Here is a 24798-nt window from a genome sequence, read left to right as displayed (position 1 = left end):
TTACTATTTATGATGGTGGCCAGAGAGTAAGTGTTTGACTGCGAAAAAACTTTGATGTGGATCAAAATTCCCCGGATGAAATATGCGTAGCTAACTGACATCGAAATAAATTGTGATTTGGGTAAAAAAAGCCATGCAAGATCCCTGCAACAGCTGGCTTGACATGGCGTAAAACGTGCGTGGAGGCAATGACTTAGAGTGGCTAGTCCAGACACGTCCAAGGCCCGCCATGGAAGACCCCGAAAGCCGCGATCCGTTCGATACCCAGGTGGACCTGGTCGTCGGCAAGGCCGAGGGCACGACCCTGTTCGATCACGGCAAGCTCGCTTGCCTGGTGCAGGCGCCGTCGCCGGGCATCGTCATCTTCGTGCATGGCGTCAATTCCGAGGGCGAGTGGTACCGCGCCGCCGAAGCCGGCCTGTGCGCCGGCCTGAACACGCGCATGAAGCGCTGCGACGAGCACATGGCGCATGCCACGGCGCAGGGCGGGCAACTGACGCCGGTGGGTTATCGAAGCGAACTGAGCGATGACGGCTATGTCGATCCCGACTATACGGCCAGCACCTTCATCGTGCCGCAAGCGCATTTCTCGCCCGTGATCCAGTTCCGCTGGGGCTACAAGGCCAGCGACAAGGAGTTGCAGGCGTATGGCGATTCGGTCTACCTGAACGAACACGCTTACTGGGGCGGCGGCCCGTTCGCCAATGGCTGCTCCTCGCTGCCGGACCTGTGGGGCGAGGGCTTGTCGGACGCCCTCTTCCTGTTCATCCATATCGAGCATCTCAATCCCGTCAACGACCGCATCGTGTATGCCTGCCCGCCGCGCCCCTACTTCGTGCTGGCCGCGCTACGCCTGGCGCACCTGGTGGCGGCCATCCGCCGGCAGCAGGCCGACGTGCCGATTACCCTCGTCTGCCACAGCCAGGGCAATATGGTGGGCATGGCGGCCGCGTTTCTGGGCAACAAGATGGCTGACGTGAAAGATGCGGCAGGCAAAAGCGGGCGCTGCGTGGCCGATACTTATGTTTTATGCAATCCTCCGTACAGCCTGTTGCGCAGAAACGACACCGAAGGCTGGCTGCAGGGGCAAGTCAGGGATGTCGATGGCAATGTGGGCCGGCAAAGTGGCGAGGCGCGCCGCCAGACCCTGGCGGCATTTTTCGACATCGTGCGCGGCCAGGCCAAGGAGCCGCCCCTGTCTGCCGCCTTGGCGTGCATGGCCGCCAACGTGCGCCATGATTTCACGCTGGACAAGGACCGGGCCGCCTATGCCTGCGGCCCGCAGCCGACGACGCGCGGCCGCGTCACCCTGTATTGCAATCCGCACGACCAGGTGATTTCCGCCACGCCCATCCAGGGCATCGGCTGGTTGGGTCTCAGCGCCGAACAGATCAAGGCTACGCGCGGCGACGGCGTGTTTACTCAGCGCGTCTTCGCGCAGGGCTTTCCCGTTGGCCAGCACGGCGATTATGATTATTGGAGCAATCACTATCGCCAGCCCGCGCGGGGCAGCGCCGATTTCTGGCATCCGCATTCGCCGATCTCCAGATACGATCCCAACAAGGGCGTGCGCGCCAGCAGCAGCGAGGCGGGCAAGGCGGCGAGCGTGCGCACGGCCTCCGCCATGTCGGCCCTCATGAAGATGCTGAAGACGCCCATCAATGCCGTGCCGCCCGACGACTGGCGCATCCCCGTGACGGCGCCCGCCTTGCCGGAGGTATTTACACCGCAGGCCGTGCGCTTCGGTGTACCCAGCCCCAAGTTCGACCAGGATATCGATCCGCCCGGCACGCACCGCCATGCGGGCAAGGCACGTCAGAAAGGCGAGCCGTATGCCGATACAAGCGTGGGCGGTACGCCGCAGGGCGACCGCGATACCGAGGCGGCACTGCGCTACGAAGACCATGCCCGCCTGCGCATGAAGGCCCGCCGCGGGAAGCTGGACGGCAATGACGGCAAGGCGATGATGGAAGACGACCTGTCCACCGCCACGCCGGAATATTTGGAATGGCGCAAGCAGGAAATCCAGGGGCAACTGGCGGCCACCTGCGACACGCATGCGACCGACCATTCCACCATCCTGACCAATCCCTGGCACGCTGAAAAGGCGCTGGCGTATGACGTGGCGATTGGGGTGTGTCATATCAGCGAGAAGGCGATGCTACAACTGCGCATCGCGGCAGATTGGCGTTTGCTGAAAGGCTTGGATGATAGTGATAGCCAAAAAATGTTTGATGAATATTTTCTTTGGGGAAAATTCAAAAAACTCTCGTTGTTGGATTGGGTACGCAGCGATGGCAGTAAGGGAGCAATGCCTACAGAAATAGAGGATGAACGGATGTACAAGCGCCCGGAGACATCCTGATGCGCAACTTGATTGCTACCTTACCGCGCAGGCTGGGCTGGAGCATGCTGGTATTTGCGCTCGGCTTTGAGATCGCACTCTGGTCAGTCTTACAAACCGTGCAAGTCGATGTTCCTCTTGAAGAAGGATTGCTGATGAAACGACTATTGTTGATGCCGGCATTGCTGGCGCTTGCCGTGCTTTTTTTAACGTCGGCCTGCGCCAGCAAGACGCCTGTCGCGGCACCGGTTGCCGCTGTCGCCCCTGCTGCGCCCGCACAGCCGTACATGGCGCAGGTCGTGGGCGTGCAGTGGCTCAATCCCCTGCAGCGGCGCGACTATCCGACTGAATGGCAACTGTTGTGGACACTGGGCTTGGCCAAGCCAAACAAGGACGATAGCAAGGTAAAGGAAAATCCTGTGCGTTTTGGCAAGGTGCAATCGATCGGCATGATTGCCTACGGTAATAAGGGTAGCGAAACCTTTAAAGGCTACCATCACAAATATATTACCGAATTGATTTATCACTTTCATGACATATATTTTTCCAGCAAAGAATATTTTTACAACGCGCACTCACTAACTGACAAATCCACGCGCCGTGAACTGGCTGGTATTCATGTGGAATATGCCTTGCCGGCTGGACGCCTTGATCCAGACGAGGCGGGAAAATATATCGTTGAAACGATTACCGATGCCTTCAGCATCGGCAACCCCTCTTTCCCCGATTCCTGGACCACGGCCACGCCGCCCGACGTGCGCGTCACCATGGGCGGCGCCAATGCGGGCTTTACGTCACTGGCGGCGGGGCTGGCTTATCTGCAGGCCAACCCCGACAAGACCGTGTGGGTGATGAACTGGGATGCGCCCAGCTATCCGCCCAAGGATGAGCAGATCAATGAAAACATGGTCTTGCTGGTGCTGGCCGGCCCGAGCTACAAGACGGAGCGTGCACCGCTGGCCTGGCTGGGCTTTCCCGCCACGCGCCAGGTCGCCGATTTTACCGCCGGCAAGGGACAGTCCCCGCGCACCGTGCAGGCCTGGAGCGCTGCCATCGAGGCCGCCGCCAGGAACGCGCAATTGAACGACGACGCCATCGGCTACGTCATCCACGATGCGGGCAGCACCTATCCGGTCTCGTCAGAACGGCTCGGCCCCTTGGCGCAAAGCCTGACGCAGCAATTGCCCGACTTCGACTTCAACCGGCAGACCTTCAACATGCCGGCGCTCTTGGGCGAGACGGGTGCCGGCACGGCGCTGACGAACGTGGCACTGGCCATCGCTTATGCCAACCACGTGGGCCGGCCCGTGCTGGTGGCGGGCAGCAGCGACAGCGAGAGCGTGACTGCCGTGGTGGTGGCGCCGCCGGCCGTGGTGCGGCCCATCGACCACGAGCAGCCGTGGTTCCGCGCGCGCGGCGGCAATACCGTGTTTTTACCGTGGTGGGGCCGGCGTTTCGATGCGCGGCAGGGGTCGCAGGGGTACTCGCGTTAATCTCGACAGGAGCTGCGATGAAGCGTTTTTTGATGCTAACGATGCTGACCATGCTGCTATCAGCCTGCGCCAGCAAGGCGCCGGTCGCGATACCGATTGCAGCCGTCGAGTCCGCCGCGCCACAGCAACCCTACATGGCGCAAGTCGTGGGCGTGCAGTGGCTCAATCCCCTGCAGCGGCGCGACTACCCGACCGAATGGCAATTGCTGTGGACACTGGGCCTGGCCAAGCCGAACAAGGACGATAGCAAAGTGAAAGAGAACCCTGTGCGTTTTGGCAAGGTGCAATCGATCGGCATGATTGCCTATGGTAATAATGGTAGCGAAACCTTGGAAGGCTACCATCAGCAATACGTTGCCGAGTTAATTTATCGCTTTCGTGACATTTATTTTTCCAGCAAAGAGTATTTTTACAATGCCCATTCGCTGACCGACAAATCCACGCGGCGCGAACTGGCTGGCATCCACGTTGAGTACGCACTGCCTGCGGGACGTCTCGATCCCATAGAAGCCAGAAAATATGTGCAGGATACAATCAGGCGCGCCTTCAGCATCGGCAACCCCTCTTTCCCCGATTCCTGGAGCACGGCCACGCCGCCCGACGTGCGCGTCACCATGGGCGGCGCCAATGCGGGCTTCACGTCCCTGGCGGCGGGGCTGGCTTATCTGCAGGCCAACCCCGACAAGACCGTGTGGGTGATGAACTGGGATGCGCCCAGTTATCCGCCCAAGGATGAGCAGATCAATGAAAACATGGTCTTGCTGGTGCTGGCCGGCCCGAGCTACAAGACGGAGCGTGCGCCGTTGGCCTGGCTGGGTTTTCCCGCCACGCGCCAGGTCGCCGATTTCAGCGCCGGCAAGGGCGCTTCCCCGCCCGCCGTGCAGGCCTGGAGCGGCGCCATCGACGCTGCCGCCAGGAATGCGCAATTGAACGACGACGCCATCGGCTATGTCATCCACGATGCGGGCAGCACCTATCCGGTCTCGTCAGAACGGCTCGGCCCGCTGGCGCAAAGCCTGACGCAGCAATTTCCCGACTTTGATTTCAACCGGCAGACGTTCAATATGCCGGCGCTGCTGGGCGAGACGGGCGCCGGCACGGCGCTGACGAACGTGGCGCTGGCCATCGCTTATGCGAACCACGTGGGCCGGCCCGTGCTGGTGGCGGGCAGCAGCGACAGCGAAAGTGTGACTGCCGTGGTGGTGGCGCCGCCGGCCGTGGTGCGGCCCATCGACCACGAGCAGCCGTGGTTCCGCGCGCGCGGCGGCAATACCGTGTTTTTACCGTGGTGGGGCCGGCGTTTCGATGCGCGGCAGGGGTCGCAGGGGTACTCGCGTTAATCTCGACAGGAGCTGCGATGAAGCGTTTTTTGATGCTAACGATGCTGACCATGCTGCTATCGGCCTGCGCCAACAAGGCGCCGGTCGCGGCACCGGTTACCGCCGTCGTACCCGCTGTGCCCGCGCAGCCGTACATGGCACAGGTTGTGGGCGTGCAGTGGCTTAATCCCCTGCAACGGCGCGACTATCCTACCGAGTGGCAACTGCTGTGGACACTGGGGCTGGCCAAGCCAAACAAGGACGATAGCAAAGTGAAAGAGAACCCTGTGCGTTTTGGCAAGGTGCAATCGATCGGCATGATTGCCTATGGTAATAATGGTAGCGAAACCTTGGAAGGCTACCATCAGCAATACGTTGCCGAGTTAATTTATCGCTTTCGTGACATTTATTTTTCCAGCAAAGAGTATTTTTACAATGCCCATTCGCTGACCGACAAATCCACGCGGCGCGAACTGGCTGGCATCCATGTTGAGTACGCACTGCCTGCGGGACGTCTCGATCCCATAGAAGCCGGAAAATATGTGCAGGATACAATCAGGCGCGCCTTCAGCATCGGCAACCCCTCTTTCCCCGATTCCTGGACCACGGCCACGCCGCCCGACGTGCGCGTCACCATGGGCGGCGCCAATGCGGGCTTTACGTCACTGGCGGCGGGGCTGGCTTATCTGCAGGCCAACCCCGACAAGACCGTGTGGGTGATGAACTGGGATGCGCCTAGTTATCCGCCCAACGATGAGCAGATCAATGAAAACATGGTCTTGCTGGTGCTGGCCGGCCCCGGCTACAAGACGGACCGTGCGCCGCTGGCCTGGCTGGGTTTTCCCGCCACGCGCCAGGTCGCCGATTTTACCGCCGGCAAGGGACAGTCCCCGCGCACCGTGCAGGCCTGGAGCGCTGCCATCGACGCTGCCGCCCGCAATGCGCAATTGAACGACGACGCCATCGGCTACGTCATCCACGATGCGGGTAGCACCTATCCGGTCTCGTCAGAACGGCTCGGCCCCTTGGCGCAAAGCCTGACGCAGCAATTGCCCGACTTCGACTTCAACCGGCAGACGTTCAATATGCCGGCGCTGCTGGGCGAGACGGGCGCCGGCACGGCGCTGACGAACGTGGCGCTGGCCATCGCTTATGCCAACCACGTGGGCCGGCCCGTGCTGGTGGCGGGCAGCAGCGACAGCGAGAGCGTGACTGCCGTGGTGGTGGCGCCGCCGGCCGTGGTGCGGCCCGTCGACCACGAGCAGCCGTGGTTCCGCGCGCGCGGCGGCAATACCGTGTTTTTACCGTGGTGGGGCCGGCGCTTCGATGCGTGGCCGGGGTCGCAAGGCTATTCGCGTTGAGTGGCCGAAGGGGCTGCCGTTTCGGGCGGCGGCGTATCGTCGTCCTGCAGCACGCGCAGGCCCGGTCCGACGAGGTCGTCGAACTGGCCGCTGTCCGAGGCCGTGAAATACACCCACAGCGCGATGAAGACGACCACGACGCTTAAGGGGATGAGGAGGTACAGTGCTTCCATGTTCAGGCTTTCCGCAGGCGCAGGGCGTTGGCGATGACGACCGCCGAGCTGGCAGCCATGCCGACGCCGGACAGCCAGGGGTTTAAAAAACCCAGCGCGGCGGCCGGGATGGCCGTCAGATTGTACAGGGTGGCCCAGCCCAGGTTTTCGCGGATGATGCGCATGCTGCGCGCCGCCGTTTTCGCCGTGTCGAGCACGGACACCAATTGGCTCGACAGCAGCACCGTGTCCGCATGCGCCTGCGCCAGCGCGGCGCCGGACCCCATGGCGAACGAGACGTCGGCGCCGCTCAGCACGGCGGCGTCGTTGATGCCGTCGCCGACCATCGCCACCACGGCGCCCGTCGCTTGCAATTGCTGCACGAAATCGAGCTTTTCATCGGGCAGGCATTCGCCGCACGCCGTGTTGATGCCCAGCTGCGTCGCCACGCTTTGCGTCAGCGCTTCCTGGTCGCCACTGAGCAGCACGACTTGCTTGCCGCACCGCTGGAAATACGCGACCACTTCACGCGCTTCCGGGCGCAGCGCATCACTGAGCAAGAAGCGCGTGAGCCAGCGCCCCTGCGTGCCCAGGTACAGCGGTGTCATGCCCTGCATGCCGACGGCCGTGTCGCCCAGCGGCGGCCCGGCGATGGCGGCGACAAAGGCCGCATTGCCCAGGCGGTAGCGCACGCCATTGATCACGCCTTCGAGTCCCTGGCCCTGCACTTCCTGCAATTGTTCCGCATGCGCGCGCGGCTGCTGTCCTGGCAACCCTTCGGCGGCTGCCAGGATCGCCTGTGCCAGCGGATGGGCGCTGCCCGCTTCCAGCGCGGCGGCCACTTGCAGGCAGGCATCCTCCGTCATGCTGCCGAGTCCCTCGATCTGTTGCAGCACGGGCCGGCCCAGGGTCAGGGTGCCCGTCTTGTCGAAGACGATGTGGGTGGCGCGGTGCAGGGTTTCCAGCACATGCGGCTGGACGATCAGCACGCCGCGCCGCAGCAGGCTGTCGGTGGCGGCCGCCAGCGCCGTCGGCGTGGCGAGAGACAGCGCACACGGGCACGACACGACCAGCACGGCGATGGCCACGGGCCAGGCCCGCGATGCATCGTGCCAGCTCCAGAAGGCGAACACGGCGACGGCAAACAGCAGCAGGCCCAGCACGAACCAGGCGGCCACTTTATCGGCCCACTGCGCGATCTGCGGCTTGCCGCTGCCGGCCCGCTCGATGAGTTTTAACAGGTCCGACAAGGTGCTTTCACGCGCCGGTTTCAGTACGCGCAATGTCAGGACGGCGCTGGCGTTGATGGCCCCGCCCGGCACCTGCTCGCCCGTCTTGCGCCGCTGCGCCGCGCTCTCACCCGTCAGCAGCGATAGATCGAGCGCGCTCGTGCCCTCGATGATGACGCTGTCGGCGGCGATCGCCTCGCCCGGTTTGACGAGAATCACGTCACCGACGGCCAGGCTGCCGGCCGGCACCAGGATGGTGGCGCGGTGGTCGGGAAAGCCCGCCATCAGCGAGGCCGAGGCGGGCAAGGCGTGCTGCAAGCGCTCCAGCGCCGAGGCTGCCTTGCGGCGCGCCTGCAGCTCGTAATAGCGGCTGCACAGCAGCAGGAAGATGAACATCGTGGCCGAGTCGTAATACACCTCGCCGCGGCCCGTGAAGGTCGCCACCACGCTGCCGAAGAAGGCCGCCAGGATGCCCAGCGCCACCGGCACGTCCATGCCCAGCGTGCGTGCGCGCAGGCTGGCCCAGGCGCCCTGGAAAAACGGCATGGCCGAATAGCAGATGGCCGGCAAGGTGAGCAGCAGGCTGGCCCAGCGCATCAGGCTGGCCATGCTGTCGTCCAGTGTGCCGTCCTCGGCGGCCAGGTAGGCGGGCGCCACGTACATCATCACCTGCATCATCGACAGGCCCGCCACGAACAGCTGGCGGCCCAGGGTCTTGCTGGCCTTTTGCAGGCGCTCGCCATGGCGCACGGCGTCATATGGATACGCCGTGTAGCCGACTTGCCGCACGGCTTGCAGGATGTCGCCCGGTTCACATTCGGCGCGGCTCCAGCGCACGTACAGGCGCTCGGTGGCGACGTTCAGGCTGGCGGCCTGCACGCCGGGCAGGCGCGTCAGCTGGCGTTCGATCAGCCAGACGCAGGCGGCGCAGCGGATGCCTTCGACGGACAGGGTCGCTTCACAGCTGCTGGCGTCGCGCGCGAATTGCGCGTCGTCATTGCTGTACAAACGCAATTCGGGCGGCATCAGGGTGGCATCAAATGCGTTGACGGCGTATTCGTCGCGGTCGCGGTAATACGCGCTCTGGCCGATGTCGACGATGGTTTGCGCCACCGCTTCGCAGCCGGGGCAGCACATGGCGCGCGGCACTTCGTCGATGGTGACGTGCCAGTTCGAGCCGCTAGGCACGGGCAAGCCGCAATGGAAGCAGGCGGACGGTTGTAACACAGCATTCATAGGTTTTTTTTCATGCATCTTTTCATGGATGGCCAGTGACGCACAGGGCGTCGAGCCAGCCCAGCGACACGCCATTGGCGGCACGCAGCAGGCCCAGCAAGCCAAAGCCCAGCACCAGCAAGCCGCTGGCGATGCGCACGGGACGGCGCTGCATCTGCGCGCGCAGGCGCGTGCCCAGCAAGCCCATGCCCAGCAGCATGGGCAGCGTGCCCAGGCCGAAGGCGGCCATGGCCGCCGCGCCGTCGAGGGCCGAACCTTGCAGCATGGCTGTCAGCAGGGCGCTGTAGACCATGCCGCACGGCACCCAGCCCCACAGGCCGCCCACGGCCAGCGCCTTGAATGCGGTATCCATCGGCATCAGGGGTTTCAACAGGGGCCGCACGCGGCGCCAGACGACGTTGCCGGCCGCTTCCAGATGCGCCAGGCCGCGCCAGGCATCCATCAGGTACAGGCCCAGGGCGACGAGCATCAGGTTGGCCAGCCAGTAGCCTGCCACTTGCAGGGACGCCATGTGCAGCATGCCCGCGCCCGCCAGGCTGCCGGCCAGGGCGCCGGCCAGCATGTAGCTGCCGATGCGCCCGCCGTTGTAGGCCAGCACGCGCAGCACGTTCGATGGCAAGGTGGTTTGCAATGCGGGGCGCGCCACGGCGATGGCGATGACCGGGCGGGCAGGCGCCGCCGGTGCACCACCGCTGATCGACAGGGCGCCCACGATGCCGCCGCACATGCCGATGCAGTGTACGCTGCCGGCCAGGCCGACCATGAACATGGGCACGAGGCTGAGGGCGTTCATCGGGCGGCGTTACACCGTTTTCGAGTAGCGCAGCGGCTGCACAGCATCGGGCGCCGCGTTGGCGCGGGCCTGCGTCAGGTAGCGGTCGAAGACCATGCAGATATTGCGGATCAGCAAGCGCCCTTTCGGCGTCACCGTCAGCCAGTCTTCCTCGATGACGAGCAAGCCGTCACGCGCCAGTTCGCGCAGCTTTTCCAGCTCGGCGGCGAAATAGCTGCGGAATTTGACGGGGTGGGCTTGCTCGATGGTGGCGATCGACAATTCGAAATTGCACATCAGCATCTGGATGATGATACGGCGCAACAAATCATCGGTATCGAGCTTGATGCCGCGCGCGATCGGCAGCACGCCTTCGTCGAGCTTTTCGTAGTAGGCGTCCAGCGTTTTCTCATTCTGGCTGTAGACGGCGCCGACGGAACTGATGGCCGACACGCCGCAGGCGATCAGATCGGCTTCCGCGCGCGTCGAATAGCCCTGGAAGTTGCGGTGCAAACGGCCCTGGCGCTGCGCCACGGCCAGATCGTCCGTCGGCTTGGCGAAATGGTCCATGCCGATGTACACATAGCCGGCGGCCGTCAGGCGCGCGATGCACAGGCCCAGCATGGCCAGCTTGGTGGCGCTGTCGGGCATGTCGGCGTCGAGGATGCGGCGCTGCGGCTTGAACAGGTGCGGCATGTGCGCGTAGTGGTACAGGGCGATGCGGTCGGGGCTGGCGTTGATCACCTTGCGCAAGGTTTCCGTCATGGTCTCCAGGTTTTGCTTGGGCAAACCGTAGATCAGGTCGATGCTGACCGAGCGGAAACCGGCGTCGCGCGCGGCCTGCATGATGGCCACCGTTTCCGCTTCCGGCTGGATGCGGTTGACGGCTTTTTGCACGTCGGCGTCGAAATCCTGCACGCCCAGGCTGATGCGGTTAAAGCCTTGGGCGCGCAGCGAAAACACGCGTTCGCGCGACACGGTGCGCGGGTCGATTTCGATCGAATATTCGCCGTCTTCATCGGAAGCGAACTCGAAATGCTGACGCAAATGCAGCATCAGCTCATCCATCTGCTTTTCGCTCAGGTAGGTCGGCGTGCCGCCGCCGAAATGCAGCTGCTCGATCTGGTTCATGCCGGCAAACAGCTTGCCCTGCATGGCGATTTCCTGTTTCAGATAGCTGAGATAGGTGGCGGCCTTGCTGCGGTCTTTGGTGATGATCTTGTTGCAGGCGCAGTAGTAGCACAGGGTGTCGCAGAACGGCACGTGCACGTACAGCGACAGCGGACGGCGGCCGCCGCGCATGCGCAGCGCGGCCAGCGCTTCGAGGAAGTTGCCGTAGCCGAAGTCGGCACTGAAACGGTCGGCGGTCGGATACGAGGTGTAGCGCGGGCCGGACTGGCTCATCTTGCCGATGATGACCGGGTCGAATTCGACGACGGCGTCCAGGTCGGCGGAAGCACTGCTGAGTAGTGTAGGCATGATGTGTGTAAGGTCTTGAAAGGTGTTAAGCGGCCAGGCGTTTCAGAGCGGCGGGTTTGCCCGTGTTCGCGGCGCCTCCCTTGCCGCCAGGCATGGCGACGCGGCGCGGTGGCGGCATCTTGCCGAAATTGAACAGGCTCACGGCTTGCGACAGGCTGGCCGCTTCTTCCGCCAGGCGCGTGGCGGCCGCGGCGGCTTCTTCCACCAGGGCCGCGTTCTGCTGCGTCACCTGGTCCATGTGGGCGATGGCCTGGTTGACCTGGTCGACGCCGATGCTCTGTTCGCGCGAGGCGATGGAAATTTCCTGCATGATGGCCGTGACTTGCTTGACGGAACTGACCACCTGTTCCATGGTGGCGCCGGCGCGGTTTACCTGCAGCATGCCGGCGCCCACCTTGCCGACGGAAATCTCAATGAGTTGCTTGATGTCCTTGGCCGCCACGGACGAGCGCTGCGCCAGGTTGCGCACTTCGCCCGCCACCACGGCGAAGCCCCGGCCCTGTTCGCCGGCGCGCGCCGCTTCCACGGCCGCGTTCAGGGCCAGGATATTCGTCTGGAAGGCGATGCCTTCGATCAGGCCGATGATGTCGACGATTTTCTTCGACGAGGTGTTGATGTCGTCCATGGTGGTGATCACTTCGGAAACGATCTCGCCACCCTGCACCGCCACTTTCGAGGCGGCCACGGCCAGCTCGTTCGCCTGCACAGAGTTGTCCGCGTTCTGTTTCACCGTCGACGAGAATTCCTCGATGCTCGAGGCCGTCTCTTCCAGGCTGGCCGCCTGCGATTCCGTGCGGCCCGAGAGGTCCATATTGCCGGCGGCGATTTGCTTGGTGGCCACGGCCATGGTTTCCACGTTGATACGCACGTCGCGGATGGTGGCGATCAGGTTGCTGTTCATCTGTTGCAGCGCGCGCAGCAATTGCCCCATTTCATCCGTGCTGTCCGTTTCGAAACTGCCCGACAGGTCGCCGGCGGCAATCGCCCGCGCGCCGTTCAGGGCCTTGCCCAGCGGCTTGAGCACGGACATGCGCAAGGTATACCAGAGGAAAACGTTGATCAGGAAGCCGAACAGGGTGGCGCCGAAGATGGCGTAATTGGTGATCTTGCCGCCGCTGGCGAACAGGCTGATGACGCACACCAGCAGTTGCAGACAGTTGACGATGGAGGTGGCGGCCCAGATACGCAGGTTGAGCGACATGTGCGTCAGGTTGTGCAGCAGGTGCGCCAGGCCCGGGCGCACGATTTGTCCGTTCTTGATGACGATGTTGCCGCCTTCCTTGTTGCGGATGGCCGCGTAGGCTTCCTCGGTCGCCTTGACCTGATCCTTGTCGGCCTTCACGCGCACCGACATGTAGCCGATGGTCTTGCCCGCTTCGCGGATCGGCGTGACGTTGGCGCGCACCCAGTAAAAATCGCCGTTCTTGCAGCGGTTCTTGACCAGGCCCGTCCACGGCGTGCCGGCCTGGATCGAGGTCCACATGTCGGCAAACGCTTCGGCCGGCATGTCCGGGTGGCGCACGATATTTTGCGGCGAACCGATCAGCTCTGCCTCGCTGAAGCCGCTGACCTGGCTGAAGTAGGGGTTCACATACACGATATTGCCGTTCATATCCGTTTTCGACACGATGGCCTGATCGTCCAAGACGAGAACTTCACGGTTAGTCACTGGCAAATTTTGGCGCATGGTCGCGGCTTCCTGATCAGTTAAAGAGCTAATTGGTGAGTAAGACTTGCACGATTGCAAGAATGGAGATCAGTGTAAGGAGTCGCCTGCGCAAATTTATTGATGTAGATCAAAATCCTCCAGATTGGTCGTGCCGGAACGCATTTAGCGATAGCAATGCGGCATTGTTTTAAAGCTACTGGTTGCCGGTGGAGGCTAATCCACGCCCGCCGTCAGGGGCCGCAAGCCGCCCACGGCGTAGCCTTGCGCGTAGTCGACGCCCAGTTCGCGGATGATGGCCAGGGTTTCCGCGTTTTCCACGTATTCGGCCACCGTTTGCAGGCCCATCACGTGGCCTACTTCATTGATGGCCTTGACCATGGCGCGGTTGATGGCATTGGTGGCGATGCCGCGCACGAAGATGCCGTCGATCTTTAAATAGTCGACGGGCAGGGCCCGCAGGTAGCCGAACGAGGAAAAGCCGCTGCCGAAGTCGTCGAGCGAGAAGCGGCAACCCATGGCCTTGAGCTGGCGCATGAATACTTGCGCTTTTGGTAAGTTGGCGATGACGGCCGTTTCCGTGATTTCAAAGCAGATTTGTTCGGGCGCAATCGCATACTGCACGAACTGCGCCGTGATGTAGTCTTGCAGGCCGGGGGCGGCCAGCGACATGCCCGACAGGTTGACGGAATACAGGGCCGGTGCGCGGCGCCGGCTTTCCGCCAGCGCTTCGAGCGGCGGCAGGCTGTCGCGCACGCTCTCGATATGTGCGCAGACGGCCCGGATGACCCAGCGGTCGATGGACAGCATCATGTCGTAGCGTTCGGCGGCCGGGATGAAGGCGCCGGGCAAGATCAGGTCGCCCTTGCCATTGCGGATGCGGATCAGCACTTCGTCGTGGTGTTCCGGGCTGTCGTGCAGGTGCACGATGGGCATGGCGTACAGGCGGAAGTAGTCGTGCGTGAACGCTTCGTTCAGGCGCGAGATCCACAGCATTTCGCCATGCCGCTGCGCCAGCATGACGTCCGACTCCTGATAGATATGAATGCGGTTGCGGCCCTGCTCCTTGGCCAGGTAGCACGCCTGGTCGGCGGCGCTCAGCAGCTCGCTCATGGACTTGCTGTCCTGGTTGATTTCCACGATGCCGATGCTCACGCCCAGTTCGAAGCTGCGTTCGTCCCAGGTGAAGCGGAATTCGTGGATGGACTGACGCAGCTGTTCGCCGATCAGGCGCGCATGGTCGAGCGGACAGTGCGGCAGCAGCACGCCCAGTTCATCGCCGCCCAGGCGCGCCAGGATGTCGCTGTCGCGCATCTTCCCCTGCAGCATCTTGGCCAGCAGTTGCAGCAGCACGTCGCCGGCGGCGTGGCCGCAGGTGTCGTTGATGACCTTGAACTGGTCCAGGTCGAGGTACAGCAGCGCATGCGCGTGGCCTTCCTGCTTGGCCGTGCGCAGGGCGCCCGCGACCAGGTGTTCGAATTCGCGCCGGTTGATCAGCTGCGTCAAGGTGTCGTGCGAGGCTTGCCACGACAGTTCCTGGCTCAGCTTGCGTTCGTGGCTGACGTCGCGGAACACGACGACGGCGCCGAGGATATCGCCGTCGCACGACCAGATGGGCGCGGCCGATTCCTCGATGGCGATGCGCCGCCCTTCGCGCGTGATCAGCTGCGCGTGGGGGGAAATGCCGATGGCCTGGCGCTGTTGCAGGCAGCGCATGGCCACGTGCTCGAGCGCTGCGCCCGTGCGTTCATCGGCCAGCGGCATGGTCAGGCCGATGTCCAGGCCTTGCGCCATGTCGTTGCTCCAGCCCGTCAATTGCTCGGCCACCCGGTTCAGGTAGCGGGTCTTGCCGTGCGGATCGGTGGTGATGACGCCGTCGGCGATGGAGCTGAGCGTCACTTCGGCCAGCTCCTTGCGCTCGGCGATCATCAGCTCGCGCGCCATGTGCTCGGTGATATCCCAGATCACGCCCAGGGTCCGCTCGGGGCGACCGGCCGCATCCGTGAAGACCTGCGCCTTGGCCGACAGCCAGTGCTCGCTGCCGTCGGGCCAGACGACGCGGTATTGCAGCGCATAGCCGTCGCCGTGCCGCATGCCTTCCTGCAGCACGGCCACCACCTTGTCGCGGTCATCGGCATGCACATAGTCGAGAAAACTGCGAAACGGCTGCGTCAGGGCGCGTTCTTCCAGGCCCAGCAGGGCGGCGCCCCTGGCCGACCAGCTGACGCTGCCGTCGATGACCTGGCCATCGACGATGCGCGAATCCCAGATCGCCATGTGCGCCGCTTCCAGCGCCATCTGTAACCGTCTCTGCAGATCGCTCATCACCGTTCCCCCGCACGCATACTCGGATAGACACGCGCCCAGCGGTTAGGTTCCCGGCGCCTCGGCAGGCGTGGCGGCCGTGGCGCGCGCCACGTCGCGCACGTTCTTTTGCACGGCCACGGCGGCGAACAGGCTGAGTAAAAACGCCATGGCATAAAACCCTTTCTCGCTGTTTTGCAGGGTGGCATTCCACAGGCCGACCGTCAGCAGCAGCAAGGCCAGCAGCACGGAGATCCAGCACAGGCCAAAGTAAATCCCCGTCACGGCGAGGCCCTCGCTGCGGTCGCGCACGGACTTCTGCAGCGAGATGGCGGCGAACAGGCCATACATGAGGATGGTGAAGTAATAGCCCTTTTCGTTGAGCGCCATGGTGGCGTTCCACAGGCCGGACAGGTAGGTAAGGATGCCGATCAGCAATGCCGCCCAGGAGGCGCCGATGAAGGCGCTGCTGGGGCGTGGGGCGGGGGAAGTCTGCATAGGGTCTCCATGGGCAGCGGGCGCCGCCGGCATGGCCGGGGCGGCAGGCACGGATGCGCCTGCCGCCCCATCAGACCAGAAAGCTTATTTGCGTGATTTGACCATGCGCAACAAAGCCGACACGGCCGTGACGCCGGCCAGCACCAGGCCACCGGCGATGACGCCGGCCACCGCATTGATCAGGCTGGGCGTGACGGCCGCCAGCACGGGACCGACGAGAGCCATGCCGCCGACGGCTTCTTCCGCGTGGTGCAGCATGGCGCTGGCCCACGGCCAGCCGTGCGTCAAAATGCCGCCGCCGACCATGAACATGGCCAGCGTACCCACCACGGACAGAAATTTCATCAGTTTCGGCGCCGCCGACACGAGCATGCGGCCAAACGCGCGCACGCCGTTCATCAGCGCGCCCGCGCCCTTGCGCGCGGCCAGATAAAAGCCCGCGTCATCGAGCTTGACGATGCCGGCCACCAGGCCATACACGCCCACCGTCATGATGATGGCGATGCCGACGACGACGGCTACCTGCTCGGCGAAGGTGGCCGCGGCCACCGTACCGAGGGCGATGACGATGATTTCGGCTGACAAAATGAAATCGGTGCGGATGGCGCCCTTGATCTTGTCCTTTTCCAGCGCCACGAGGTCGACCTGCGGATCGCGCAGCGCCTGTGCCAGCTCGGCCTTGTGGCTGTCGTCCGGGTGCAGGTATTTATGCGCGATCTTTTCGAAGCCCTCGAAGCACAGGTAGGCGCCGCCCACCATCAAGAGCGGCGTGATGGCCCACGGCGCAAACGCGCTGATGGCCAGCGCGGCGGGCACGAGGATGGCCTTGTTCTTCAGCGAGCCGACGGCGACGGCCCACACGACGGGCAATTCGCGTTCGGCGCGCACGCCGGCCACTTGCTGCGCGTTCAGGGCCAGGTCGTCGCCGAGCACGCCGGCCGTCTTTTTGGCGGCCACCTTGGTCATCAGGGAAACGTCATCGAGGATGCTGGCGATGTCGTCGAGCAGGGCCAGCAGGCTGGAGCCGGCCATCTCAGCGCGCTCCCACGGTGGTGGCAGGCAATATTGGAGCGAGGAAAGTGTTGTTTTTCATGATGTTATTCTTGGTTGTACGGCAAGGGGTGACGTGGGTAAGGCATGCCTGCGATCTTACCTCAGGCAGGGCCGGCAGGGCCGCACGGGCCGGGTTAAAATTGCTCCTCGTCCCCATTTTTGGATACCGCATGCCCTTTGCCACCTGGATCACCTTTGTCATCGCCGCCTCCATCATCGCCGTTTCGCCCGGTTCAGGCGCCGTGCTGTCGATGTCGCACGGCCTGTCCTACGGGGTGAAAAAGGCCAGCGCCACCATCCTCGGCCTGCAGCTGGGGCTGCTGGTGGTGCTGGGCATCGCCGGCGCCGGCGTGGGCTCTTTGCTGCTGGCCTCTGAAGTGGCGTTCAATATCGTCAAGACGGTGGGCGCCTTGTACCTGATCTACCTGGGCCTGTCGCAATGGCGCGCCAGGGTGGCGGTGACGGGCGACCTGCATGCCGACGCCGTGGTGCCGTCCATGCGCCGGCGCGTGCTGACGGGTTTTCTGACCAATGTGACGAATCCGAAGGGCATCATCTTCATGGTGGCGGTGCTGCCGCAATTCATCAGCCCCACGGCGCCGCTGCTGCCGCAACTGCTGATCCTGGCCGTCACCATGTGCACGATCGATCAGATCGTCATGCACGGCTACGCTTTCCTGGCATCGTCGATGCAGCGCTTTTTCCGCGATGCCAAGGCTGTGAAAAAGCAGAATCGTTTCTTTGGCGGCTTGCTGATGGCCGTCGGCACGGCATTGTTCTTCGTCAAGCGCGGTGGCCAGGCGGCCTCCTGAGCCAGATCAAGATGCAAACATTTGTAAGCCCGCTTGCGATGCCCGCACGATGCGGATGTAATCGATAGCAATCATCCTTGTACGTCTTGCCTGGAGCGCTGCCATGCGTCCTATCCTGTCTCTCCCCCTCTTGAACACCATGTGCGCCATGCTGCTGTCGTCGGCGTGCGCCTTCGCCCTGGCGCAGGACCCGCCTGCCCGCGTGGGCCGCATTTCCACCGTCGAAGGGCAAGTGCTGGTGCGCGCCGGCGATGGCGAGGCGCAAAACGCCCTGTTGAACTGGCCCGTCACGACGGATAACCGCCTGAGCACCATGCGCGGCGCGCTGGCGGAATTTCGCGTGGGCGCGGCCGCCGTGCGCCTCGACGGCGATTCCGAACTGGAAGTGAGCGAGCTCGATGACGACAGTTTCAAGCTGCACCTCGGCTATGGCACGGTCAGCGTGCGCGTGCGCAATCCCGATGCGCTGCGCGGCTTCGAGCTGACCACCGCCCAGGCCCGCGTGATCCTGACCCAGCCGGGCTGGGTGCGCATCGAGGCGGGGCGCCAGCCCGGCACCAGCGTCGTCAGCGTGCTCGACGGGGCGGCCGACGTGGATGGCGCGACGGGCAGCGTGACCTTGCGTGCCAGCAAGCGCGCGGAATTGACGGACGAGGAGTTGCGCACGGGTGCCTTGCAGCGGATCGCTTTCGACAACTGGCCCGAAGCCTTGTCCGCCGCCGCGCCGGCCTTGCGCTATGTCACGGACGATACCACCGGCTATGAGGAGCTGGACCGCTACGGCGCCTGGCAGGACGATGCGCAATATGGTCCGCTGTGGCTGCCCAGCGCGGTGCCGGCCGGCTGGGCGCCGTACAGCGACGGGCGCTGGACGTGGATCGCGCCATGGGGCTGGACCTGGGTCGACAATGCACCGTGGGGCTACGCGCCCTCGCATTACGGCCGCTGGGTGCTGCTGGGTCAGCGCTGGGGCTGGGCGCCGGGGCGCGAGCGCGGCCGCGTACCCTGGGCGCCGGCCCTGGTGGGCTGGGTCGGCGGCCCTCCCGGGACACACCATGAGCAGCGCCCCGGCGTCGGCTGGTTTCCCCTGTCGCCGCATGAGCGCTACGTGCCCGGCTACCGCGCCAGCGCCGAGTATGAACGCCGCATCAACCGCATGGCCGAGGGGCGCCGATTCGTGGCGGGCGAACGCGAACGCCGGGAAGGCATGACGATGCTGCCGGGCGAGCGTTTTGGCGGCTCGCGCACGGTCGACGTGCCGCGCCGCCACCGCACCACCATGCCACCGCCCGTCATGCAAAGCTTGCCCTTGAGCACGGTGCCTGCGCCGGCGGGCAACTGGCAGCGTCCCGTCGATGCGCCGCGCCAGCAAGATGGTTTCCGGCGCGACTGGGTCAACCGTCCCGGCCGCCTGCAGACGGACGATGGCCAGACGCACCTGGCGCCACGTCCCATGCAGCCGAACCGGCCGCCCGTGCCGGCCCAGCCGCAGCAGCCGCCAATACCGCCGATACCGGCCCAGCCCTTGATGCCGGCGGTGCCGGCCTTGCCGCCAGTACAAGACCCGGTGGGTCGCCCCGGGTGGCGTGGCGAGGAACGGCCGCGCGCCGAGCGGCCGCAGCCGCGTCCCGTCAGCGAACGCAGCGGGCCGCCACGTGAACGCAGCAATGACAGAGGCAATGAGCGCGGCAATCCCGGCCGCAATGGCCGGATGCAGGAAGCGGAGCGCTGACGGCCGCACCGCCTGTCGCGCCGTATCGACGTTCAGGCCGCAAAAGGCGCAGTTCGTCACATACCGGAGGTAAAGCCGGCGTCGTTTGCTTACAGTACGACCACTGCTTATCCTCCAAGTGACAGCACGACTTTTCCGGCTATTTTGTCTAAACAAAATAGTTTTCCGCCAGCTGATAAAGCTGGCTTTTTTTTTCCGTGCCTCTGGTGCCATGGCAACGGCGCAGGCGACCCCAAAGTTGGCTACAATACGTCTTTATGCAGCCGCGGCGCGCTGTGCGCGGCGGCGCCTGTTCTGACCGGCACTGATAGGATTTCCCATGCAAACGACCCCACCCACCGAAGTGACGATTCCTCCCAGCGAATCGCTGATCGAATACCCGAGCGACTTTCCCATCAAGATCATGGGTCCGACGCATGTCGACTTCGCGCCGACCATGCTGGAACTGGTCATCAGCCACGATCCGACCTTCCACGTGGGCCGCATGGAAGAGCGTCCGTCGGGCAAGGGCAATTACACGGGCCTGACCGTCACCGTGCGCGCCATCAGCCGCGAGCAGCTCGACGCCCTGTACATGGCGCTGTCGGGCCACCCGATGGTCAAGATCGTCATGTAAGGCTGGCTGCCGCCACGCTGGCCCGGCTCTTCGTGAGCAGCCAGACGGCGGCAAAGGCGCTACTGGCAGCCGCCGTCACCCACAGCAGGGGCTTTTCGCTGCCATCCGTGATGGCGGCGATGACGGCGCCGCAGGCGGCCGTGATGGCCATCTGCACGAAGAAGAACAGGCCCGAGGCGCTGCCCGCCTGGGCGCCATATGGCTGCAGCACGGCCAGCTGGCAGGCGGGAATCGCCATGCCCACCGACACCATCACCAGCAGCATCGGCGCCACCAGCGAGGCCACGTGCCGCGGCGCCAAACTTCCCGCCAGCAACAGGCTGGCCGCCCCCGCCACATTGATCAGCACCGCCACGCCCAGCAGGTAATCGGCGCCCAGGCGCGGCCCCAGGGCGCGGAACAGGCTCGATCCCGCGATATAGCCGCTGACCGTCAGCGCGAACACCAGCGCATACGCGTGCGGCGACAGATGCATGCCCCTTTGCAACAGCACGGACGATTCCGCGATGAAGGGGAAATACGTGCAATACACACAGCCGATGGCCAGCGCATAGCGCAGGAAATACGCGTCGCCCAGCAGGCGGCGGTACAGGGCCAGGGTATTGCCTTGGGGGACGGCGTCGGCCGGCCTGGTTTCCGGCACATACGCGGCGATCAGCCCCAGCGACAGCGCGCCCAGCAGGCACAGCACGCCAAACACGGCGCGCCAGCCAAAGGCCGCGTCGAGCACGCTGCCGGCCAGCGGCGCCAGGATCGGCGACAGGCCCATCACCATCGAGATTTTCCCCAGCATGCGCGCCTGCGTGGCGGGGTCGAAGCGGTCGCGCACCATCACCCTGCCGATGATGGTACCGCTGCAGCCGCCGAACGCCTGCAGCACGCGCGCGGCGATCAGCACGTGCACGTCGCTGGTGACGGTGCAGACGATGCTGGCGAGCACAAAAATGCCCGTGCCGGCCAGCAGCACGGGGCGGCGGCCGTAACGGTCGGCCAGCGGCCCGCAGGCGAGCATCGAGGCGGCCGAGCCGGCCATGAACAGGCTCAGGGTCAGCTGCAACTGGGCATCGCTGGCATGCAGGGCGTCGGCCATGGCCGGCAGCGAAGGCAAATAGATGTCGATGCTGATGCGCGACAGGCAGACCAGCAGCAGCACGATGCCGCCCCAGGCCCATACAGCGAGTTGTTTCTCCATTGTTTTACACGATCCTTGCAAACGTGCGCCCCGTTGGCGCACCGGAACGGTGAGAGTAGGATGGTTGTGGTGTAATGCGAAGTGCCAGTCATCAGAAAATTCATTGGACCACTTGGACGATCATCATGCCGCGAGGAAAATCACCGCACGCCCTGGACTTGCCGCGTCCCACCAGTTGGCTCGACAAGGCGGGCGTCAACAAGCAGGATGGCGCGTATGAAGCGCTGCGCTCGGCCATCCTGACGAAGATGCTGCCGGCGGGCAGCCGGCTGCCGTCCAGCCGCACCCTGGCCGAACGGTGGGAGTTGTCGCGCGGCACCATCGAAACCGTGTTCGACCGCCTGCATGCGGAAGCGTATGTGACGCGCGTGCCCGGCTCCGGCACGCGCGTGTGCGCCGTGGTGCCGGAGCGCTTCTTGATGGCAGGATTTGCCGATACCGCCCCAGTCGGGCCATTTTCCGAGCCGATACCTGTGTCCGATACGGGCGTGCGCGACGGTTTGCCGTTTGTGGCGCGGCGCGCCGACGCCAGCCTGTTTCCCATGGCCGCCTGGTCCAAGTGCGCCACGCGGGCGCTGGCGGCCGCCACGCCGGAGCAGCTGTGCAGCGCCGATCCGGCCGGCTTGCCCCAGCTGCGCCAGCAGATCGCCGACTTCCTCGCCAAGTACCGCGGCATCCGCTGCGACCCGCACGACATCGTTGTCACCACCGGCATCCGCCACGCGATCGACTTGCTGGCGCGCGGCATCGTGCGCGATGGCGACAAGGTTTGCCTGGAAGAACCGGGGTACCCGGCCGCGCGCGCCCTGTTCGCCCTGGCCGGCGCCGTGCCGGTGGACATTGCCGTCGACGCCGAGGGCATCGATTGCGCCGCCCTGGCCGCGCACACCGACGCCTGCCTCGCGTATGTGACGCCGGCGCACCAGTCGCCGCTGGGCGTGACCATGTCCGTCACGCGCCGCCTGGCGTTATTGGAATGGGCGAACGACAGCGGCGCCTGGGTGGTGGAAGACGATTACGACAGCGAATTCAATTACCACAGCGCCCCGCTGGCGGCCCTGAAGGCGCTCGACCAGTATCAGCGCGTGATCTACTGTGGCAGTTTCAACAAGACCCTGTTTGCCGGCCTGCGCGTGGGCTTCATGGTGCTGCCGCCCGCCTTGCGACCGCCACTGCTGCGCATCGTGCAGTTGACGGGCCGTTCCGTGGGGGTGACGCAGCAGCTGGCGCTGGCCGCCTGGATGGAGGACGGCGCTTTCGTGCGCCATTTGCGCCTGGCGCGCCTGGCCTACAAGGAGCGGCGCGACCTGCTGCTCGCTTGCCTGGAGCAGGTCGCCCCTGGCCGCTACACGATGTCAGGCCAGCAGGCGGGCTTTCATTGCGTGCTGTGGCTGGCGCCGGATGCCGACGAACGGGCGTTTTGCGCGCGCGCCGCGCAGGAGGGGCTGGCACTGCAGCCGCTCGGCGACTTTTGCCATAGCGCCAGGCTGGCGCCGGCCGTGCTGCTCGGTTACACGGCGCTGAGTCTGGCCCAGGTGCGCCACGCTGCACAAAAATTGGGCAGATTGCTGCTGTTGCCCGCGCCCGGGGCTGAATGAAACGGCGGCCTGGCTTATAATCACGGCTTCGCCGCAGCGTCCGCAGGGCGCCGGCAGCTGATTACAGAATCTGTCATGACCACCACCCGCACCGAAACGGCGCTGATCCGCGAGCTGGGCCGCGTCGATTACGAGCCAACCTTTGCCGCCATGCGCGCCTTTACCGACGCGCGCACGACGGACACGCGCGACGAACTGTGGATCGTCGAGCATCCGCCCGTATTTACTTTGGGCCTGGCGGCCGACCGCGGCCACTTGCTGGCCGGCGCCGAGAATGTGCCCGTGGTGCAGACGGACCGCGGCGGCGAAGTGACCTTCCATGGCCCCGGCCAGGTGGTGATTTACCTGTTGATGGACTTGCGCCGCAACAAGCCGGGCGGCAAGCTGTATGCGCGCCAGTTCGTGCATAAAATCGAGCAAGCCATCATCAACGTGCTGGCGGCGTATAATCTCGCTGGCGAACGCATCGATGGCGCGCCTGGCATCTATATCGCCGGCGGACCAAGCAAGGGTGCGAAGATCGCCGCGCTGGGATTGAAAGTGCGCGGCAACGGCTGCACCTACCATGGCGTATCGCTTAACGTGGCGATGGACCTGGCGCCGTTTTCCTGGATTAACCCCTGCGGCTATTCCGGCCTGAAGACGGTGGACATGCGCAGCATGGGCGTGGTGGCGCCGCTGGCCGAGGTGCAGCGTGCCCTGGCCCATGAATTGACCGTATTACTCGATGTAAGCGAAGTAAACAGCGCCGCAGGCGCGCCTCAGGCAACGGATGCCTGAGCAAACAAACCAAACTTTGCCCCTCAAGGGCTTGCAGCCATGACTTCTGAGACCATTTCCAGCACCGCCCCCGCCGCTCCCGCCTACAACCCGAGCGAAAAGCAAAAAGGCGCCAGCAAGACGTCGCGCATCCCGATCAAGATCATTCCGATCGAGCAAGTCGAGCGCCTGAAAAAGCCGGACTGGATCCGCGTCAAGGCCGCCTCGGCATCGACCCGTTTCTATGAAATCAAGGATATCCTGCGCGAAAACAAGCTCGTGACGGTGTGCGAGGAAGCGAGCTGCCCGAACATCGGCGAATGCTTCGGCAAGGGTACGGCCACCTTCATGATCATGGGCGACAAGTGCACGCGCCGCTGCCCGTTCTGCGACGTCGGCCACGGCCGCCCGGACCCGCTGGACAAGGAAGAACCGGCCAACCTGTCGAAAACCATCGCCAAGCTGCGTCTGAACTACGTCGTCATCACCTCCGTCGACCGCGATGACTTGCGCGACGGCGGCGCCGGCCATTTCGTCGAGTGCATCCAGCAAACGCGCGCCCTGTCGCCGAATACCCGCATCGAAGTGCTGGTGCCCGACTTCCGCGGCCGCCTGGAAAAAGCCCTGGACCTGTTCAAGGATGGCTTGCCTGACGTCATGAACCACAACCTGGAAACGGCGCCGCGCCTGTACAAGGAAGCGCGTCCCGGCTCCGACTACATGCACTCGCTGAAGCTGCTGAAAGACTTTAAAGCCATGTACCCGGACGTGAAGACCAAGTCCGGCATCATGGTCGGCCTGGGTGAGACGGACGAGGAAATCCTGCAAGTGATGCGCGACATGCGCGAGCACGACATCGACATGCTGACCATCGGCCAATACCTGGCGCCATCGAACAGCCACCTGCCCGTGCGCCGCTACGTGCACCCGGACGTGTTCAAAATGTTTGAAGAAGAAGCCTATAAAATGGGCTTCACCCACGCCGCCGTGGGCGCCATGGTGCGCAGCTCGTACCATGCGGATGAACAGGCGCACAGCGCCGGCGTGGAATCGGCGCTGAATTTCTAAGAGCCACCCCTTTAAAGGTGTACATTGACAGCCCCGTCTTTTAGTACCCGTGCCGTTGATACGTGGCGTCGGGCAACAGCACCGGCCACATAGCCTTTTTTCGCTGTTTTTTTCG

Annotated in this window: 19 protein-coding genes; 10 read left to right on the top strand and 9 right to left on the bottom strand. The window is 64.2% G+C overall.

The features are described from left to right. Positions 1 to 229: 229 nt before the first annotated feature. Genes ACP7DW_RS26935 through ACP7DW_RS26920 form a run of 4 tightly spaced genes read left to right on the top strand, consistent with a single transcriptional unit; the run spans position 230 to position 6517 of the window. Complete coding sequence (locus tag ACP7DW_RS26935) at positions 230 to 2365, top strand: T6SS effector phospholipase Tle3 domain-containing protein (RefSeq protein ID WP_426057504.1); 2136 nt, start codon at positions 230 to 232, stop codon at positions 2363 to 2365. Next, positions 2365 to 3837: a virulence factor gene (locus ACP7DW_RS26930; RefSeq protein ID WP_426057503.1), complete on the top strand. Its 1473-nt coding sequence runs from the start codon at positions 2365 to 2367 to the stop codon at positions 3835 to 3837. Before ACP7DW_RS26935 ends, ACP7DW_RS26930 begins: the two co-directional genes overlap by 1 nt. A gap of 17 nt (positions 3838 to 3854) precedes the next feature. Further along, on the top strand, positions 3855 to 5177 hold the full coding sequence (locus ACP7DW_RS26925) for a hypothetical protein (RefSeq protein ID WP_426057502.1): 1323 nt from the start codon (positions 3855 to 3857) through the stop codon (positions 5175 to 5177). Positions 5178 to 5194: 17 nt separating this feature from the next. Further along, entirely contained in the window at positions 5195 to 6517 is a 1323-nt protein-coding gene (locus tag ACP7DW_RS26920) for a hypothetical protein (protein ID WP_426057501.1), read from the top strand. Here ACP7DW_RS26920 and ccoS read toward each other — a convergent pair. The 8 genes from ccoS to ACP7DW_RS26880 form a co-directional block, all read right to left on the bottom strand. After that, on the bottom strand, positions 6505 to 6690 hold the full coding sequence (gene ccoS / locus ACP7DW_RS26915) for a cbb3-type cytochrome oxidase assembly protein CcoS (RefSeq protein WP_426057500.1): 186 nt from the start codon (positions 6688 to 6690) through the stop codon (positions 6505 to 6507). The two genes, ACP7DW_RS26920 and ccoS, sit on opposite strands and share 13 nt — an antisense overlap. A gap of 2 nt (positions 6691 to 6692) precedes the next feature. After that, complete coding sequence (locus tag ACP7DW_RS26910; protein ID WP_426057499.1) at positions 6693 to 9134, bottom strand: heavy metal translocating P-type ATPase; 2442 nt, start codon at positions 9132 to 9134, stop codon at positions 6693 to 6695. Between the two features lie 22 nt (positions 9135 to 9156). Further along, entirely contained in the window at positions 9157 to 9927 is a 771-nt protein-coding gene (locus ACP7DW_RS26905; RefSeq protein ID WP_426057498.1) for a sulfite exporter TauE/SafE family protein, read from the bottom strand. Between the two features lie 9 nt (positions 9928 to 9936). Beyond that, positions 9937 to 11385, bottom strand: a complete 1449-nt coding sequence (gene hemN / locus ACP7DW_RS26900) for an oxygen-independent coproporphyrinogen III oxidase (protein ID WP_099761315.1) — start codon at positions 11383 to 11385, stop codon at positions 9937 to 9939. A gap of 25 nt (positions 11386 to 11410) precedes the next feature. Continuing rightward, positions 11411 to 13072 (bottom strand): methyl-accepting chemotaxis protein, encoded by a 1662-nt coding sequence (locus tag ACP7DW_RS26895; RefSeq protein WP_141171193.1) that lies wholly within the window; start codon positions 13070 to 13072, stop codon positions 11411 to 11413. A 195-nt stretch (positions 13073 to 13267) separates the two neighbouring features. Continuing rightward, positions 13268 to 15376, bottom strand: coding sequence for an EAL domain-containing protein (locus ACP7DW_RS26890; protein ID WP_426057497.1), 2109 nt, complete (start codon positions 15374 to 15376; stop codon positions 13268 to 13270). Between the two features lie 45 nt (positions 15377 to 15421). Further along, positions 15422 to 15853, bottom strand: coding sequence for an inner membrane protein YiaA (gene yiaA / locus ACP7DW_RS26885; protein WP_426057496.1), 432 nt, complete (start codon positions 15851 to 15853; stop codon positions 15422 to 15424). 84 nt (positions 15854 to 15937) lie between these two features. Continuing rightward, the gene (locus ACP7DW_RS26880) at positions 15938 to 16885 is read right to left on the bottom strand and encodes a DUF808 domain-containing protein (RefSeq protein WP_426057495.1); all 948 of its coding nucleotides are present in this window, start codon (positions 16883 to 16885) and stop codon (positions 15938 to 15940) included. Between the two features lie 191 nt (positions 16886 to 17076). On the opposite strand from ACP7DW_RS26880, the gene ACP7DW_RS26875 reads away from it, so the two are divergent. The 3 genes from ACP7DW_RS26875 to ACP7DW_RS26865 all read left to right on the top strand — a co-directional run bounded on the left by ACP7DW_RS26875 (position 17077) and on the right by ACP7DW_RS26865 (position 20066). Beyond that, entirely contained in the window at positions 17077 to 17718 is a 642-nt protein-coding gene (locus ACP7DW_RS26875) for a LysE family transporter (protein WP_426057494.1), read from the top strand. 103 nt (positions 17719 to 17821) lie between these two features. Continuing rightward, entirely contained in the window at positions 17822 to 19450 is a 1629-nt protein-coding gene (locus tag ACP7DW_RS26870; protein ID WP_426057493.1) for a DUF6600 domain-containing protein, read from the top strand. Between the two features lie 319 nt (positions 19451 to 19769). Then, positions 19770 to 20066 (top strand): DUF493 family protein, encoded by a 297-nt coding sequence (locus ACP7DW_RS26865; RefSeq protein WP_070223235.1) that lies wholly within the window; start codon positions 19770 to 19772, stop codon positions 20064 to 20066. Here ACP7DW_RS26865 and ACP7DW_RS26860 read toward each other — a convergent pair. Next, a complete protein-coding gene (locus tag ACP7DW_RS26860; RefSeq protein ID WP_426057492.1) occupies positions 20059 to 21258 on the bottom strand; it encodes a multidrug effflux MFS transporter in 1200 nt (399 codons plus the stop codon). The genes ACP7DW_RS26865 and ACP7DW_RS26860 overlap by 8 nt on opposite strands. A gap of 125 nt (positions 21259 to 21383) precedes the next feature. Here ACP7DW_RS26860 and ACP7DW_RS26855 point away from each other — a divergent pair, with 125 nt between their 5' ends. The 3 genes from ACP7DW_RS26855 to lipA all read left to right on the top strand — a co-directional run bounded on the left by ACP7DW_RS26855 (position 21384) and on the right by lipA (position 24683). Further along, the gene (locus tag ACP7DW_RS26855; protein WP_426057491.1) at positions 21384 to 22856 is read left to right on the top strand and encodes a PLP-dependent aminotransferase family protein; all 1473 of its coding nucleotides are present in this window, start codon (positions 21384 to 21386) and stop codon (positions 22854 to 22856) included. Positions 22857 to 22931: 75 nt separating this feature from the next. After that, on the top strand, positions 22932 to 23636 hold the full coding sequence (gene lipB / locus ACP7DW_RS26850; RefSeq protein WP_099761341.1) for a lipoyl(octanoyl) transferase LipB: 705 nt from the start codon (positions 22932 to 22934) through the stop codon (positions 23634 to 23636). A 39-nt stretch (positions 23637 to 23675) separates the two neighbouring features. Beyond that, positions 23676 to 24683, top strand: a complete 1008-nt coding sequence (gene lipA / locus ACP7DW_RS26845; RefSeq protein WP_131686953.1) for a lipoyl synthase — start codon at positions 23676 to 23678, stop codon at positions 24681 to 24683. Positions 24684 to 24798: the final 115 nt, after the last annotated feature.

Source organism: Janthinobacterium sp. PSRC1-1 (assembly GCF_049897525.1).
Lineage (GTDB): Bacteria > Pseudomonadota > Gammaproteobacteria > Burkholderiales > Burkholderiaceae_D > Janthinobacterium > Janthinobacterium tructae.
The sequence above is the reverse complement of the archived record's forward strand: the minus strand, read 5'-3'. Positions and strand labels throughout refer to the sequence as shown.